Raw genomic sequence first — 15,498 nt, 5'->3', positions numbered from 1 at the left:
TGGGGCCCCCACTCCTGAACTTTGAGGCGCTGGCCGGGTCTCTCCCCCACCAAAACCTTACTCCGGCCGCTGGGCCCCCCCCGGGGGCGCGGCGGGGGGGCCGGGGGGGGGTCCCCCGCGCCGGACCGCTCAGGGGTTGAGGTCACACACCCACCGGCTCACCGGCGGCGACGGCGATCTCCGCCTCGGCGACGACGCCCGGCACGCGGCGCAGCTTCTTCATCGGGCCGAGCTCGGACTCGTAGACCTTCTTGACGCCGTCACCGAGGGACTCCTCGATGGTGCGGATGTCGCGCACGAGGCGCGTGAGGCCCTGCGGCTCCACGGAGGCGGCCTGGTCGGAGCCCCACATGGCGCGGTCGAGGGTGATGTGGCGCTCGACGAACGTGGCGCCGAGGGCGACCGCGGCGAGCGTGGTCTGGAGGCCGGTCTCGTGGCCGGAGTAGCCGATCGGGACGTTCGGGTACTCGGCCTGGAGGGTGTTGATGACGCGGAGGTTGAGCTCCTCGGCCTGCGCCGGGTACGTCGACGTGGCGTGGCACATCAGGATGTTGTCGCTGCCGAGGACCTCGACGGCGTGCCGGATCTGCTTCGGCGTCGACATGCCGGTGGAGAGGATGACGGTGCGGCCGGTGGCGCGCAGGGCGCGGAGCAGCTCGTCGTCGGTGAGGGAGGCGGAGGCCACCTTGTGGGCGGGGACGTCGAACTTCTCCAGGAAGGCGACGGCCTCGGTGTCCCACGGGGAGGCGAACCAGTCGATGCCGCGCTTCTTGCAGTACTCGTCGATGGCCCGGTACTCGTCCTCGCCGAACTCGACGCGGTGCCGGTAGTCGATGTACGTCATCCGGCCCCAGGGGGTGTCCCGCTCGATGTCCCACTGGTCGCGCGGCGTGCAGATCTCGGGGGTGCGCTTCTGGAACTTGACGGCGTCGCAGCCGGCGTCGGCGGCGGCGTCGATCAGCCGGAACGCGTTCTCCAGGTCACCGTTGTGGTTGATGCCGATCTCGCCGGTGATGTAGACGGGGCGGCCGGGGCCGGCCTCGCGGGAGCCGAACTTGCGGATGCGGGAGTTGGACGCGTTGGTCATGGTTCTGGCGTTCCTTACTTGTTGAGGGAGTCGAGAGAAGGGCCGAGGATCCAGCTGGCGATCTCTCGGATCGCGCCTTCGCCTCCGGGGACGGTGGTGACGGCGCGTGCGGCGCCGCGCACGACGTCATGGGCACTGGCGACCGCCACGGGCCAGCCCGCGAGGGCGAAGCACGGGAGGTCGTTGACGTCGTTGCCGACGTAGAGCACGCGCTCCGGCGCGATGCCCTGCTCCTCGCACCACTGCTTCAGTGCGAGGTCCTTGCGGTCGATGCCGTGCAGGACCGGGATCTTGAGCTTCCGGGCCCGGGCGGCGACGACCGGGTTCACTTCCGTGGACAGGATCAGCAGTTCGAGGCCGCTCCTGCGGAGGGCCGCGATGCCGAGGCCGTCACCGCGGTGCACGGTGACGAACTCCCGTCCTTCGGAGTCGATCAGCACCCTGTCGTCCGTCTGGGTGCCGTCGAAGTCGAGGACGACCGCGTCGACGTCTTCCCTGGACGGGAGGACGGACTGCTGGTCGAAGAGGGGGGCCAGCGCGCGGGCGCGCGCAAGGTCGTGCGGGTCGTCGATCTCAAGCACGCGCGCGGGGTCGGTGCGCACCAGTTCGGTGCGGCCGAAGAAGCGGTGCTCGTGGCGGCGGAACCCGCTGGTCTCCATGCCGTAGACGGCGCCGGTCTCCAGGAGGTCCTGGGGCCGGTCCTGGCGCATCTGGCGCTGCGACTTGTCGTGGTTGACGCCGTAGCCGCCGCCGGTCGCGGTCTTCCGGTCGGCGAGGACGGCGACGCCGCCCGCCTCGGCCGTGGCGCTGTGCACGGTCGCGGGCCGCGGCTCGTCGTCCTCGTGGCGCCATACGAAGCCGTGGAAGGCCGCGACCGTGAGGGCGCTGTCGGCGCCGCCGTCGAGGATCGCGCCGACCACCGCGTCGATGTCCTCCCGTACGAGGAAGGGGCTGGTGCACTGGACGAGCAGCACCACGTCGACGGCCGCGCCGTGCAGCGCCTCGTGCGCGTCCATGGCGTGCAGCACGGCGGCCTCGGAGCTGGACTTGTCGCCCGCGATGGCGGTGGGCCGGGTCACGACCTCGGCGCCCGCGTCCCGCGCGGCGGCGGCGATGGCGGCGTCGTCGGTGGAGACCACGACGTCGGTGACCTGCCGGGTGGCGAGGCACTCCCGCACGGCGCGGGCCACCAGGGGCACGCCGCCGACCGGGGCCAGGTTCTTCGCCGGTACGCCCTTGGAGCCGCCGCGGGCGGGGATCACGGCGAGGACGCGTCGTACGGGGGCGGCGAGGCCCGCCTCCGGGGCGCCCTGCACCGTCTCGAGGTCGGTCATGTGCGCTTCTCCTTCAGGGAGTTGGTCGTTCCTCAGAGGCGGGTCCTGACGCGGGGTCACAGCTCCCCCATCCGCCGGATCACGGGGGCGACGCGCTGCACCCCGTGCCGGTAGGCGCCACGGGCGGCCCGGCGCACGACCTGTCGCACAGGGCCCGGCGCCCGGTCGGCGGCGGGCGCGCCGGGGAGCGGGCTGCCGTCGGGTGCGAGGTGGTGGCGGGCGAGGATGCGCGGCAGATAGCCGGGGGCGGTGGTGCGGCTGTAGTAGGGCGTCAGCGGGGGCCTGTCCTGGTCGAGCAGTTCGGCGACCCGGGTCCGCGCGCCGTCGAAGGCGCTCGCGTACGTGCCGTCGGCCGCGACGCCCTGCCGGGCGAGCCAGCCGGCGTCCGGTTCGGGCCGCACTCCGGCGTCCAACTGGTCCCAGGACACAAGGCAGTTGGAGCCGGTGAAGTGGTGGTTGCCGAGGGCCTCGCGCACACCGAGGTCGGTGAGCAGCGCGGTCGGGATGCGCCGGTGCAGCGATTCGAGGGCGGCGGTGGAGCTGACCGTGACGAGCAGGTCCGTACGGTCGAGGACCTCGCCCATGTTCCCGTACACGAGCCGGAAGTTGGCCGGCAGCTCGCGGCGCTGCGCGAGCTTCTGGTAGGGGATCTCCTCGATGTGCGTGGTGTGTTCGCCGGGCTTGCTGCGCAGCTTGAGCAGCACCTCGCGGTCGGGGTGCGACTCGGCGTGCCGGACGAGGCGGCCCAGCAGATAGTCGCGGTCGGCCGCGGTGTCCGGCACGGACGGCTGCGCCGCGAAGGTCACCGTGTACGGGTCCCGTTCACCGGCGTACGGCTCGCCGCCGAGGAACGGCAGCGCGCACTCGGTCACCGCGGAGGCGTCCGCGCCCACTCCCTCGTACACGGCGCGGAACCGGTCCGCGTCGTAGCCCGAGTTGGCGAGCACCACGTCGGCGCCGTGCCGCAGGAGGAGGCCGTCGGCGAGCTTCTCGTAGACGACGCCGACATAGCCGGTGACGACGACGGGGCGGCGCGCCGCTCCCCGCCAGGCGTGGGCGAGGCCGTGCAGGACGGCCTGGACTCCCCCGCCGACGAGGGCGAGCAGCACGACGTCGTAGCCGCGGGACCCGCTGTCGCCGGACGCCGCCGACTCCATCTCGCGCAGGAATTCGACGGCCGTGACCTCGCGCAGGCTGTCGGCGCGGACGCCGATCTCGCGGAGCTGGCGCGGGGTCGGGGTGGCCCGGCCGCGCAGCAGATAGCCGTCGAGGGCGACACTGTCGGGGGCGATGCGGGAGGCGGTGAGCGACCCCCATTTCCACCGGGTGTCGGAGTCCGCGAGCACGGCGACCCTGAGCTGCTTTCCGTTCCTTACTGGCACGATGGAAAACCTAGGAAGCAATTCCGAGCCGCGGCCCAACCAGAATGCAACAAACGGTTAACAGCACACCGACGAATGGCGAATCGGCCCCGGAAAAGCCCTGCGCCAGGGCCGGTTCACGGTCCCGCCACGCTTCGTTCACCTGACATCAAGCCACCGGTCAAGACGAATGCCGGGCCGCGCCCTAACGTCACCGTCGTGGTCAAGCTCTCCGTCATCGTGCCGTTCTACAACGTGCAGCAATACGCGCCCGACACCCTCAGAAGTCTGCGAGCGAACGCACGCGACGACTTCGAATTCATTCTCGTCGACGACTGCTCCAAGGACGAGACACCGGACATTCTCGCGCGCGCCGAGCGCGAGCTGCCCGGCGCGGTCGTCGTGCGACACGAAAGGAACGGAGGACTCGCGACCGCCCGCAACACCGGACTCGACAGGGCCCGCGGCGAATATCTCGCCTTCCTGGACGGCGACGACTGGCTCGCGCCCGGGTACTACGCGCAGCTGCTGGCCGCCATGGAGGGCCTCGGCTGCGACTTCGTGCGCACGGACCACGTCCAGTGCACGGCGCGGGCCCGCTCGGTGCACCGCTTCCCGCACGGTCTGCGCAATGTCGTCATGGACCCGCGCGCGGCCATCCTGCCCGCCGACCGCTCGACCGCCGTCGACTACGCGTACGCGTGGGCCGGCATGTACCACCGGCGGCTCGCCGACCAGGGTCTGCTGCACTTCACCGACGGGCTGCGCACGGCGGAGGACAGGCCGTGGATCTGGCGGCTGCACCGCGAGGCGAAATCCTTTGCGGCGGTCTCCACTTTGGGCGTTTTCTATCGCCGTGGCGTCTCGTCCTCGCTCACTCAGATCGGCGACGTACGGCAGCTCGATTTCATCCGGGCATTCGACCAGGTCGTCCGGGAAACCGCCGAGGACCGGGACGCGGAACTGCTCCTCCCGAAGGCCGTGCGTACGTACTGCGCCATCATTTCCCACCACTTGGGATCCATCGAAAGGTTCGAACCTCCCGTGGCCCGCACATTGAAGTCGCTCAGCGCGGCCGCGCTCAAGCGCATGCCGCAGCGGGTGCTCGACGACGCGCTCGACTCGATGGACACCCAGCGGGCCACCCGCCTGCGCCGGCTCCGTCGCCGCCCGGTCAGCGCGGAGGTCACGGCATGACGACCCGCATCCTGCTGGCCTCGACCCTGTACGGCGCCGCGACGCTCGCCGCGGCCCTCGACGCGGAGCGGTTCGGCCCGGCGGACCGTACGCTGCTGCTGATCGCCAACAACGCGGCGACGCCCGAGACCACCCCCGCCGTCGACGAGATGCCCGGCTTCGAGCAACTGCGGGGCCGCTTCGGCGGCGTCCTGTCGTGGAACGAGGCGATCTCCCCCTTCCACCCCGGCAGTTGGGGCCCGCGCACCGACGACATCCCGCTGTGGGAACGGTACTTGCGGCTCACGTGGGGCCTCGGGGACGACGACATCGAGCTGGCCGTGGAGTCCATCCAGGTCAACCCGGCGATGGCCGTCGCGCAGATCTTCGCGGGCGCGCCCGTCGACGTGTACGCGGACGGCCTGATGAGCTACGGACCGACCCGCAACAAGATCGACCCGCTGATCGGCACACGGGTGCGCCGCCTGCTCCACCTGGACCTGGTGCCGGGCCTGAAGCCGCTGCTGCTCACGGAGTTCGGCGTCGAGCCCGAGGTCGTACCCACCGAGGTCTTCCTCAAGGTGCTGGCAGAACTGTCGGACTCCTCGGGCGAGTTGCCGGGAGTGCCCGGCGAACCAGCCCTCCTGCTCGGCCAGTACCTCTCCGCCCTGGGCATCCTCACGGCCGACGAGGAGGAGGACCTGCACGTACGGATGATGCGCGGCGCCGCCCAACTCGGCCACGAGCACGTGGTGTTCAAGCCGCACCCCACCGCCCCGGCCCGCTACTCGCGCACGCTGGAGAAGGAGGCGGAGCGCCTCGGCGTCGAACTGACCGTCCTGGAGACACCCGTCCTCGCCGAGGTCCTCTACCAGCGGATGCGCCCGGTCCTCGTCGTCGGCTGCTTCTCCACGGCACTGCTCACCGCGAGCGCCCTGTACGGCATCCCGGTGGCGCGCATCGGCACGTCGACGCTCCTGGACCGCCTCACGCCGTACCAGAACAGCAACCGGGTGCCGGTCACCATCGTCGACGCGCTGCTGCCCGACCTGACCGACCGCACGGCGGTGGAGGCGCAGGAACAGCCGCTGCCCGTCGGCGAGTTGGACGAGCTGCTGCGCGCGGTCGGCTACGCCATGCAGGCCAAGATCTACCCGGAGCTGCGCCGCCCCGCCGAGCGCTATCTCGCGACCCGCCTCGACGACCGCACCTGGCGCTACTTCAAGCGGCGCCGGCTGACCTCGCTCGCCCTGCCGGGCGCGCTCCCGGCCCAGTTCGCCTTCATCCCGCGCAACGCGACGGTGCGCAGGGTCGCGAAGCGCGCCCGCTCCCTGAAGCGGGCGGCCCTCGGATGACGGCTCCCGGCACGACGCTGCCCCCGCTCCCCGCACCACAGACGGAGCCGCAGGCGAAGGCCGTGCCCACCCGCCCCGCGTCCCGCATGTACGCCCTGGACGGGCTGCGGCTGATCGCGGCGCTGATGGTGGCGGCGTACCACTACGGAGGCAGGGACGGCGAGATCTCCCAGGCCTGGGGAACGTCGCCGAGCAGCCAATTCCCCACCCTGCACAGCTGGTTCGCGTACGGCTGCCTCGGCGTGCAGATCTTCTTCGTGATCAGCGGCTTCGTGATCTGCATGAGCGGCTGGGGCAGACCCCTGCGCTCCTTCTTCGCCTCGCGCGCCGCCCGCCTGCTCCCCTCGTACTGGGTGGCGATCGTCCTGGTGACGGCCGTCTTCGCGCTGCCGGTCGTGGCGTACGAGGCGGTGTCGCCCAGCGACGCGCTCGTGAACCTGACGATGCTGCAACAACCCCTGGGCGTGGACCGGGTGTTGGGCGTGTGCTGGACGCTCTGGGCGGAGCTGCGCTTCTACGCCCTGTTCGCGCTCTGCGTCGTGCTGCCGGGCGCGACCCGGCACCGGGTGGTGCTGTTCTGCGCGGTGTGGACGCTGGCGGCGGTGCTCGCGGAGGGCGCGGGACCGGACGCTTCGCTGGCGAATCTCGTCCTGATGCCGGAGTACGCGCCGTTCTTCATCGGCGGCATCGGCCTGTACCTGGTCCACCGCGACCGGCGCGACGTCACGGCGTGGGGCATCGTCGCGGTGAGCTGGCTGATCGGTCAGCACTTCGCGGTCGACCGCACCTGGCACGCACCGAACCCGGACTTCTTCTCCTACCGCTCCTCGTTCGGGATCGTCGTGGTGGTCACGCTCGGCTTCGCGGCGGTGGCGGCGATCGCCGTCGGCTGGACGCGCTGGGCGAACTGGCGCTGGTTGACGGTCGCCGGCGCCCTCACGTACCCCTTCTACCTGGTCCACGAGCACCTGGGCTGGGTGACGATCGCGGCCCTGCACCGCCGCGTCGGCCTGCCCGCGTCGGTCACCTTCGCGGCGACGATCGCGCTGATGCTGGCGCTCGCCTGGGTGCTGAACCGTTACGTCGAGGAGTGGGCGACGCCGCTGCTGCGCAGGTCGCTCAACCGGAAGCCGGGGGTGGGGGCGGGGGCCGGCACGGGGGCGGGGGCTGTTACGGGGGCGGGAGCTGCTCAGCGCACTCCGTAGCGCGCCTCGATCCCCGCGACGATCAGCCGCAGTCCCTCCTCGAACCGCTCGTCGTACGCCGCGAAGAGCTGATCGCCCGCGGCGGCGGCGAGCGGGTAGTCGGCCAGCTTCCGCGCCCGCTCCTCCACGTCCACGGCCGCGGGGCGCTCGCCGGACGGCGACCGCATGCCCTGCTCCTCCGTGACGAAGCCGAGCGTGTACATGTACGCGGTGGTGCCCGCCCACGCCGCTTGGTCGGGGGTGAACCCGGCGTCGATGAGGAAGCGCAGGTGCGCCTCCAGCTCGGGCCCGTGGTCGGTGCCGGTGAAGCGTGAACCGCTGAAGACCTTCGCGCCGTCGCGGTAGCGCAGAAGGGTCGCGCGCAGCTGCCGGTTGCCCTCGACCAGCCACTCCTGCCAGGTGCCGGGGGGCTCGTACCGGACCTCGGCACCCGGTTGCGCACCGGTCTGCGTCATGCGCCGGAACATCACGGTCGCCATCTCGTCGAGCAGCGCCTGCTTGTTCTTGAAGTGCCAGTACAGGGCGGGCGCCTGCACGTTCAGCTCTTTGGCGATGGCGCGCAGTGTCAGCCCTTCGAGACCCACGTCGTTCAGCAGGTCGAGGGCGGTGCCGGCGACGTGCGCCTTGTCGAGCTTCGGCTTGTCCGCCTTCGGCTTGTCCGCCTTGGCCTTCTTCACGTCTTTCGGGTTCTTCTGCTCAGCCACGCTTGACAGTTTAACGCCGTTAAGCCCATGCTCGGAGACAGGCGGATTTAACGGCGTTAAGGAGAGGGTGGATGGCGATGACTGCGGACACGGTGACGACGGACGTTTTGGTCGTGGGTGCGGGCCCGACGGGTCTTGCGCTGGCGACGGATCTGGCGCGGCGCGGTACGCGGGCCCTGCTGGTCGAGCGGGCGGACGGCCTGTTCCCCGGCTCGCGCGGCAAGGGCCTCCAGCCACGCACGCAGGAGGTGCTGTACGACCTCGGGGTCCTCGAGGAGATCCACGCGGCGGGCTCGGAGTATCCGCGGATGCGGGTCTGGGAGGGCGCCGAGCCGGGCGACGAGTGGGACATGATGCAGCGCTCCGAGCCGACGGAGGGGGTGCCGTTCGCCAACGCGTGGCTGATACCGCAGGCCCGCACGCAGGCGATTCTGTACGCGCGACTGCGGGAGCTGGGCGGCGGCGTCCGCTTCGGTGCCGCGCTGACCGGCCTGACGCAGGACGCGGACGGGGTGACGGCGACGTTCGGGGACGGTTCGACGGTGCGTGCGCGGTACGTGGTGGCGGCGGACGGCGGCCGCTCCACGGTCCGGGGGCTGCTGGGCGTCGGCATGACCGGCGAGACGGTCGACCCGAAGCCGATGCTGGTGGCGGACGTGCGTGTCACGGACGACGCCCCGATCCCGGACACGCACTGGCACGTGTGGCCGAAGTCGCCGGAGGGCGGCGTGGCGTTCTGCCCCCTGCCGATGGCCGAGGACAAGGGCCGTGTCTACCAACTGGCCGCGCAGTACGCGGACGAGTCGGCGGTCCCCGACACCTCACCGGAAGCGGTGACCAAGCTCCTCGCGACGCGCACGGCACTCTCCGAGGAGCACATCGCCGAGGTGCTCTGGGCCTCCGACTTCCGGGCGCGGGCGGCGCTCGCGGACCGCTTCCGGGTGGGCCGGGTCTTCCTCGCGGGCGACGCGGCGCACGTCCACTCCCCGGCCGGCGGTCAGGGTCTGAACACGAGCGTGCAGGACGCGTACAACCTGGGCTGGAAGCTGGCTGCGGTGCTGTCCGGCGGCGCACCGGCCCGGCTCCTGGACACGTACGAGGAGGAGCGGACACCGGTGGCGGCGGGCATCCTCGGCATCAGCACCCGCATCCACCGGGCGCGCGCCGAGGACCAGCCCACGCAGCGCGGCGACGAGGTGCGGCAACTGAGCATCGGCTACCGGGAGTCGACGCTGACCCGGGAGACCCGACCGGGGCTCGCGGACGACGCGCTGCGGGCGGGCGACCGGGCACCGGACGGCCGGCGCGGCGGGGTGCGGCTCTTCGACGCCTTCCGGGGCCCGCACTGGACGCTCCTGACGGTGGACACGGCGGCCGAACTCCCGCCGCTGAGCAGCAACTTGAGCGACCTCATCCACACAACCCGCATCCCGGCATACGAGGCGTACGGCAGGGGCGTGTTCCTCATCCGGCCGGACGGCTATGTGGCATGGGCCGGGGAGACGACGGAAGGCTTGGACCAGTACCTGACGGAGTCCGTGGTGGGGTGACCGGCCGGTCGCGGCAGCCTCAACGGCAGCAGCACTACACGCTGGACAACGACAGCTTCACCGCGAAGCCGAGGAACAGCACCCCGGCCGCCGAGGTCGCGCCCGCGGAGAGGCGCCTGCGGCGGCGGAAGGCGGCGGAGAGCTTCATGCCGCTGAAGATCAGCGCCGACAGGTAGAGCACGCTGGCCACCTGCGCGAAGGCGCCGAGGACCACGAAGGAGAGGGCGGGATACGCGTAGGACGGGTCGACGAACTGAACGAAGAAGGCGATGAAGAACAGGATCGCCTTGGGGTTGAGCAGGCTGATCACGAAGGCGCGACGGAACGGCCGCTCCTGCGCGGGCGCCTCCTCGGCGGCACCGCTCTCGGCCGCGAGCCGCTCCTTGCGGGTGCGCCACATGCTCCACGCGGCGCGCATCATGCCGATGGCGAGCCAGGTCAGATAGCCGGCGCCGGCGTACTTCACGATCCCGAAGATCAGGGAGTTGGCCTGGAGCAGGGAGGCGACTCCGGCGGCGGAGAGTGTCATCAGGACGGTGTCCCCGCACCACACGCCCGCGGCGGCCTTGTAGCCGGTGCGGATGCCGCGGCGGGCGCCGACGGAGAGCACGTACAGCGAGTTCGGCCCCGGCAGAAGAATGATGAGGGCGAGGCCCGCGAGATAGGTCGGAAGATCGATGACACCCAGCATGCGGCGAGTCTCGCACGCCCGTCCGCGGGGCCGCCCCCGAATTCCGGATACCGGACACCGATCAAGCCCCGCCGGCAATTGAGGCGCGGGGCCCGGGGCAGAGCCCCGTGAGCCCGGCCCCGGTGCCGCCGCACGAACCTCGCGGCGCGGTAACGCCCCCGCCCAGCCGACGGCCCGTCAGAACGTGTCCGACGGGACGTACGCCCCCCAGACCTCGCGGAGCGTGTTGCAGACCTCGCCGACCGTCGCCCGCGCCCGCAGCGCATCCTTCATCGGGTAGAGGACATTGTCCTCGCCTTCCGCCGCCTTCTTGAGCGCGGCGAGGGCAGCGTCAACGGCCCCTTGATCCCGCTCGGCCCGCAACTTCGCAAGGCGTTCCGCCTGCTGCGCCTCGATGGCCGGGTCGACACGGAGCGGCTCGTACGGCTCCTCCGCATCGAGCTGGTAGCGGTTGACGCCGACCACGACGCGCTCACCGGAGTCGGTCTCCTGCGCGATGCTGTACGCGGAGCGCTCGATCTCGCTCTTCTGGAAGCCGCGCTCGATCGCGTTGACCGCGCCGCCCAACTCCTCGACCTTGTCCATGAGTTCGAGGGCCGCGGCCTCCACGTCGTCCGTCATGCTCTCGACGACGTACGAGCCGGCGAACGGGTCGACCGTCGCCGTCACATCCGTCTCGTACGCGAGGACCTGCTGCGTACGCAGGGCCAGGCGCGCGGACTTGTCGGTGGGGAGCGCGATCGCCTCGTCGAAGGAGTTCGTGTGCAGCGACTGCGTGCCGCCGAGGACCGCGCCGAGACCCTGGACCGCGACGCGCACCAGGTTCACCTCGGGCTGCTGGGCGGTGAGCTGCACACCGGCCGTCTGCGTGTGGAAGCGGAGCATCAGCGACTTGGGGTTCTTGGCGCCGAACTCCTCCTTCATCACCTTCGCCCAGATCCTGCGCGCCGCGCGGAACTTGGCGACCTCCTCCAGGATCGTCGTACGGGCGACGAAGAAGAACGACAGGCGCGGGGCGAAGTCGTCGACGTCCATGCCGGCGGCGACGGCCGTGCGGACGTACTCGATGCCGTCGGCGAGCGTGAAGGCGATCTCCTGCGCGGGAGAGGCACCCGCCTCGGCCATGTGGTAGCCGGAGATCGAGATGGTGTTCCACTTCGGGATCTCGGCCTTGCAGTACTTGAAGATGTCCGCGATCAGCCGCAGCGAGGGCTTCGGCGGGAAGATGTAGGTGCCGCGGGCGATGTACTCCTTGAGCACGTCGTTCTGGATGGTGCCGGTGAGCTTGTCGGCCGGCACCCCCTGCTCCTCGCCCACGAGTTGGTACATCAGGAGCAGCAGCGCGGCCGGGGCGTTGATCGTCATCGACGTGGAGACCTTCTCCAGCGGGATGCCGCCGAACAGGACGCGCATGTCGTCGATGGAGTCGATGGCGACGCCCACCTTGCCGACCTCGCCGGACGCGATCGGGGCGTCGCTGTCGTGCCCCATCTGGGTCGGCAGGTCGAAGGCGACGGAGAGGCCCATCGTGCCGTTCGCGATGAGCTGCTTGTAGCGGGCGTTGGACTCGGTGGCCGTGCCGAACCCGGCGTACTGCCGCATCGTCCACGGGCGGCCCGTGTACATCGTCGGATACACACCGCGCGTGTACGGGTACGCGCCCGGTTCGCCCAGCTTCTGATCCGGGTCCCAGCCCTCCAGAGCCGACGGGCCGTAGACCGGCTCGATGGGCAGTCCGGACTCGGATTCGCGCGCCATGGTTGTGCCTCCAGCGATGACTTGCCGATGCTTGCCGATTAGGTGCTGATTACTTGCGCTGTTACTTACCAGTAGTTAACGACCCTCGCGACGGACTGTAGCGGCGGGCGTGCGGCCAGTGGAGAGCCCCGCGCTGGGACCTTGCTCACAGACTTTCCCGTGTTTGCCCCGCGTCGGAACATCCGGCGTCACCCTGAGTTCGGAGCCGTTCCGGCGCGGGCAGCATCCGTCGTGACAGGAGAGAGCGGCGCGGCAGGCGGGGGGACGTCATGCGGACAGCTGTCCTACGTTCATCGATCGCGGTCACCGGGGTGTTCGCCCTGGTCGCCGGGTGCAAGGCCCAGGCGGTGGAGGGCGGGCGCGCCGCACCGCCGCTGACGTCCCAGCCGTCCGCTTCCGACGCGTCCCGGCTCCCCACCGACGACGCGTCCCGACCGCCCACCAAGGACTCGTCCCGGCCGCCCTCCGACGACGCCAAGCCCACCGGGTCCGCGACGCCCGCACCGGCCGCCCCCAAGGTCTTGCTCTCCCCCGGCGACAGCTCCAAGGACGTACGGGAGCTGCAGGCGCGGCTGCGCCAGGTGGCCTGGCTCTTCAACGGGCCCACGGGCACGTACGACGACACGACCACCGACGCGGTCAAGGGGTTCCAGGGCAAGCGCGGGCTGCCGCGCACGGGTGAGATGGACACCGTGACCTGGCAGCGCCTGCTGAACATGACGGACGAGCCGGGAAAGTGGGAGCTGTACCAGTTCGGCGGCCAGCCCCCGGCGAAGCCGGACCCGCGCTGCATGAAGGGGCGGGTGCTGTGCATCAGCAAGAACAGCCGCACGCTGACGTGGATGGTGGACGGCAGGCGCCTGATGACGACGGAGGTCCGGTTCGGATCCGAGTACACGCCGACCCGCGAGGGCGTCTTCCCCGTGTACTTCAAGTCCCGGCACCACGTCTCGACGCTCTACGACTCCCCCATGCCGTACGCGATGTTCTTCAGCGGCGGCCAGGCGGTGCACTACTCGCAGGACTTCGCGGCGCACGGGTACGCGGGGGCCTCGCACGGCTGTGTGAACGTCAAGGACGAGGAGAAGATCGCGAAGCTGTTCGCGCAGGTGAGGAACGGCGACAAGGTCGTCGTCTACTGGTGAGGCCCGGTGAGGCCCCGCAGATGACATCCGCGGGTGATGTGTTGAGTGGCGCGGGTGGGACCGGGGGAACGTGTCCCACCCGCGCCAGTGGCACTGAGCACCAGGTACGGGGGGAACCCGGGCTCGTGCGCGGCCGATGACCAGTCGGCTCACTCATTACTGCGCCGTGCCGTCCAAAAACGTCACACATGGCGCGCAACCTTTTTGACCCGTTACGTTTCCGCAGGTCAGGGAGTCGGGCTCACGCTCGGGCTCGGCGTGGAGCTCACGCTGGGACTGGAACTGGGACCGGGGCTCGCGGCGGCGTCCGGGTCCCCGTCCTCGTCCTCGTTGTCGCCGCCGCGATCGCCGCCGCCCTTGCCGCCCGAACCGTTGCCGTCGTCCGAGGCGCTCTGGCTTCCCGAGTCGCTCTTGCCGTCCGTGTGCTGCGAGGTGGTCCTGTCGGCCGGCGCGGTGGGGGCTCCGGCGCGGGCCAGGACGCGGTCGCAGAAGCGGTCGAGGCTGCGCGTGTCCTGTCCGAGGGACTTCGCGGACGCCTCCAGGCGCTGCACGTCCGCGGCGCCGGACTGCCCGCCCCGGTACTTTCGACAGGTGTCGACGAGCTTGCGCGCCTGGGCCCTCGCCCCGTCGGTGTCCGTCACGTCGGGACCGGGGCGCCTGCCCTGGTCCGTGCGGCCGTCGCGCGGTTCGCCCGCGCCGTCGCCGCGGGACGGGGAACCGGAGGTCGACCCGCTGCCGGAGGTGCCGGACGGCTTCGTCGGGCTCGGCACCGCGTGGCCGTCCTCGGTGACGCCCGCGGAGGCCGAGGCGAGCGGCCGCTCGGGGCTCGCGGCGGCGGACACGGACGCGGCAGGCGCCGGATCGTCCGACTCGCGGAACGGCGAGGGCAGCACCCCCGTCCCCGCGGCGACCGCGACCCCGCCGACCATGCACACGGCGAACGCGGCGGCGGCTCCGAGTCGCGCGGGGCGACCCCAGAACGAACGCCGATCGGACGTCTTCGGGGCGGACCGGGCGGACAGCCGGGAGCGACCCGCGCGCGCGGGTTTGTTCACAGCGCCGTTCACAGCCGCGACGGCGCGCGTCTCACGGAACGCCTTCAACGCGGCGTCCTCGCCCGGAAGTTCACCGTCGGCCCCGGCCGGCACCTCGGCCAGCGCGTGCAGCGCGGCGGTCAGTCGGTCGGCCCGCCGGGCGTCGTCTCCGGAAACGGCCGGGGCCTCTCCGCGCAGCAGGCGGTCCGCCGCGTCGCGGTTGAGCCACTTGTCCTGCTCGTCGGCCATCACATGTCCTTCTGCGTCCGCGAACGCGAATGCGTCACACCTGCGGACGTCGCCGTACGGGTGCGGTCGCGCCGTGGAGTCGGTACCGCTTCGAGGGAGTCGGCGGAGTTCCCGGCCGCGGTGGGTTCGGCGGCGCCGAGCAGTTCGGCGAGCCGCTTCAGGCCCCGGTGCGCGGCGGTGCGGACCGCGCCGGGCCGCTTGCCGAGGGTCTGCGCGGCGCTCTTCGCGTCGAGTCCGACGACGACGCGCAGCACGACGGCCTCGGCCTGGTCCTGCGGAAGCTTGGAGATGAGCGCCATGGTGTCGCCGGTGGCCAGGGACTCCATGGCCTCGTCGGCGGTGTCGGAGAGGGCGGGTCGGCCGGTGAGCTCGGTCTCGTCGCCGCCGATGGCGGGCCGGCGTCCCCGCATGCGTATGTGGTCGAGCGCGCGGTTGCGGGCGATCCGGGCGGCCCAGCCGCGGAACCGGTCGGCATCGCCCTCGAAGCGGTCGAGGTCGCGGGCTATCTGCAGCCAGGCCTCCGACGCGACGTCCTCCGCGTCCGGGTCGCCGACGAGCGTGCGTACGTATCCGAGCAGCCGTGGGTGCACGGTGCGGTACACGGTCCGGAAGGCGGCCTCACTCCCGTCCCGCGCCGCAAGCACCGCGGCGGTCAGCTCCGCGTCGTCCCCCAGCACTCCCTGCCCCTGCCCTGCTCTGGCTGTGAAGCCGTGTGCGCCGTCGATACGGGCGCGCGCGCCCGGCGCGAACCAGAACGCTACGGCCTGAAACGTCCTCGCGTCCATGTTCGTACAACTTGCAACCAACGGGATCCCAGGGTGGTGTGACAGAAAACGCACCGGCGGCGCT

13 protein-coding genes are annotated in these 15,498 nt (G+C 71.3%); 5 read left to right on the top strand and 8 right to left on the bottom strand.

Going from position 1 to position 15,498, the window contains the following annotated elements; all coding sequences use genetic code 11:
- Positions 1-142: 142 nt before the first annotated feature.
- From ACYSUO_RS18340 to ACYSUO_RS18330, 3 genes are read right to left on the bottom strand one after another with little or no spacing between them, the layout of a single operon-like run.
- The gene (locus ACYSUO_RS18340) at positions 143-1,087 is read right to left on the bottom strand and encodes an N-acetylneuraminate synthase family protein (RefSeq protein ID WP_461777187.1); all 945 of its coding nucleotides are present in this window, start codon (positions 1,085-1,087) and stop codon (positions 143-145) included.
- A 14-nt stretch (positions 1,088-1,101) separates the two neighbouring features.
- The gene (locus ACYSUO_RS18335; protein WP_461777186.1) at positions 1,102-2,421 is read right to left on the bottom strand and encodes a cytidylyltransferase domain-containing protein; all 1,320 of its coding nucleotides are present in this window, start codon (positions 2,419-2,421) and stop codon (positions 1,102-1,104) included.
- Between the two features lie 56 nt (positions 2,422-2,477).
- Complete coding sequence (locus ACYSUO_RS18330; protein ID WP_461777185.1) at positions 2,478-3,803, bottom strand: DUF6716 putative glycosyltransferase; 1,326 nt, start codon at positions 3,801-3,803, stop codon at positions 2,478-2,480.
- A gap of 198 nt (positions 3,804-4,001) precedes the next feature.
- Here ACYSUO_RS18330 and ACYSUO_RS18325 point away from each other — a divergent pair, with 198 nt between their 5' ends.
- The 3 genes from ACYSUO_RS18325 to ACYSUO_RS18315 are packed head-to-tail and all read left to right on the top strand — an operon-like array spanning position 4,002 to position 7,518.
- Positions 4,002-4,979, top strand: a complete 978-nt coding sequence (locus ACYSUO_RS18325) for a glycosyltransferase family 2 protein (RefSeq protein WP_461777184.1) — start codon at positions 4,002-4,004, stop codon at positions 4,977-4,979.
- Positions 4,976-6,313 (top strand): polysialyltransferase family glycosyltransferase, encoded by a 1,338-nt coding sequence (locus ACYSUO_RS18320; RefSeq protein WP_461777183.1) that lies wholly within the window; start codon positions 4,976-4,978, stop codon positions 6,311-6,313. Before ACYSUO_RS18325 ends, ACYSUO_RS18320 begins: the two co-directional genes overlap by 4 nt.
- Positions 6,310-7,518 (top strand): acyltransferase family protein, encoded by a 1,209-nt coding sequence (locus tag ACYSUO_RS18315; protein WP_461777182.1) that lies wholly within the window; start codon positions 6,310-6,312, stop codon positions 7,516-7,518. Before ACYSUO_RS18320 ends, ACYSUO_RS18315 begins: the two co-directional genes overlap by 4 nt.
- Here ACYSUO_RS18315 and ACYSUO_RS18310 read toward each other — a convergent pair.
- Complete coding sequence (locus ACYSUO_RS18310) at positions 7,503-8,195, bottom strand: TetR/AcrR family transcriptional regulator C-terminal domain-containing protein (protein WP_461777200.1); 693 nt, start codon at positions 8,193-8,195, stop codon at positions 7,503-7,505. The genes ACYSUO_RS18315 and ACYSUO_RS18310 overlap by 16 nt on opposite strands.
- A 98-nt stretch (positions 8,196-8,293) precedes the next feature.
- Here ACYSUO_RS18310 and ACYSUO_RS18305 point away from each other — a divergent pair, with 98 nt between their 5' ends.
- On the top strand, positions 8,294-9,772 hold the full coding sequence (locus tag ACYSUO_RS18305; RefSeq protein ID WP_461777181.1) for an FAD-dependent monooxygenase: 1,479 nt from the start codon (positions 8,294-8,296) through the stop codon (positions 9,770-9,772).
- A gap of 34 nt (positions 9,773-9,806) precedes the next feature.
- Here ACYSUO_RS18305 and leuE read toward each other — a convergent pair whose 3' ends face one another.
- Entirely contained in the window at positions 9,807-10,463 is a 657-nt protein-coding gene (leuE, locus tag ACYSUO_RS18300) for a leucine efflux protein LeuE (protein ID WP_461777180.1), read from the bottom strand.
- A 177-nt stretch (positions 10,464-10,640) separates the two neighbouring features.
- Positions 10,641-12,221, bottom strand: coding sequence for an acyl-CoA mutase large subunit family protein (locus tag ACYSUO_RS18295; protein ID WP_461777179.1), 1,581 nt, complete (start codon positions 12,219-12,221; stop codon positions 10,641-10,643).
- A 269-nt stretch (positions 12,222-12,490) separates the two neighbouring features.
- On the opposite strand from ACYSUO_RS18295, the gene ACYSUO_RS18290 reads away from it, so the two are divergent.
- Positions 12,491-13,366, top strand: a complete 876-nt coding sequence (locus ACYSUO_RS18290; RefSeq protein WP_461777178.1) for a L,D-transpeptidase family protein — start codon at positions 12,491-12,493, stop codon at positions 13,364-13,366.
- A gap of 227 nt (positions 13,367-13,593) precedes the next feature.
- Here the strand turns inward: ACYSUO_RS18290 and ACYSUO_RS18285 are convergent, their stop codons facing one another.
- Positions 13,594-14,649 carry a hypothetical protein gene (locus tag ACYSUO_RS18285; protein WP_461777177.1) on the bottom strand — a complete coding sequence of 352 codons (1,056 nt, stop codon included), beginning with the start codon at positions 14,647-14,649 and terminating at the stop codon, positions 13,594-13,596.
- Positions 14,649-15,326, bottom strand: coding sequence for an RNA polymerase sigma factor (locus ACYSUO_RS18280; protein WP_461777199.1), 678 nt, complete (start codon positions 15,324-15,326; stop codon positions 14,649-14,651). Before ACYSUO_RS18280 ends, ACYSUO_RS18285 begins: the two co-directional genes overlap by 1 nt.
- Between the last annotated feature and the right edge of the window lie 172 nt (positions 15,327-15,498).

It is taken from the genome of Streptomyces sp. UC4497 (genome assembly GCF_054871485.1).
This window is presented reverse-complemented; position numbering and strand designations above follow the sequence as displayed.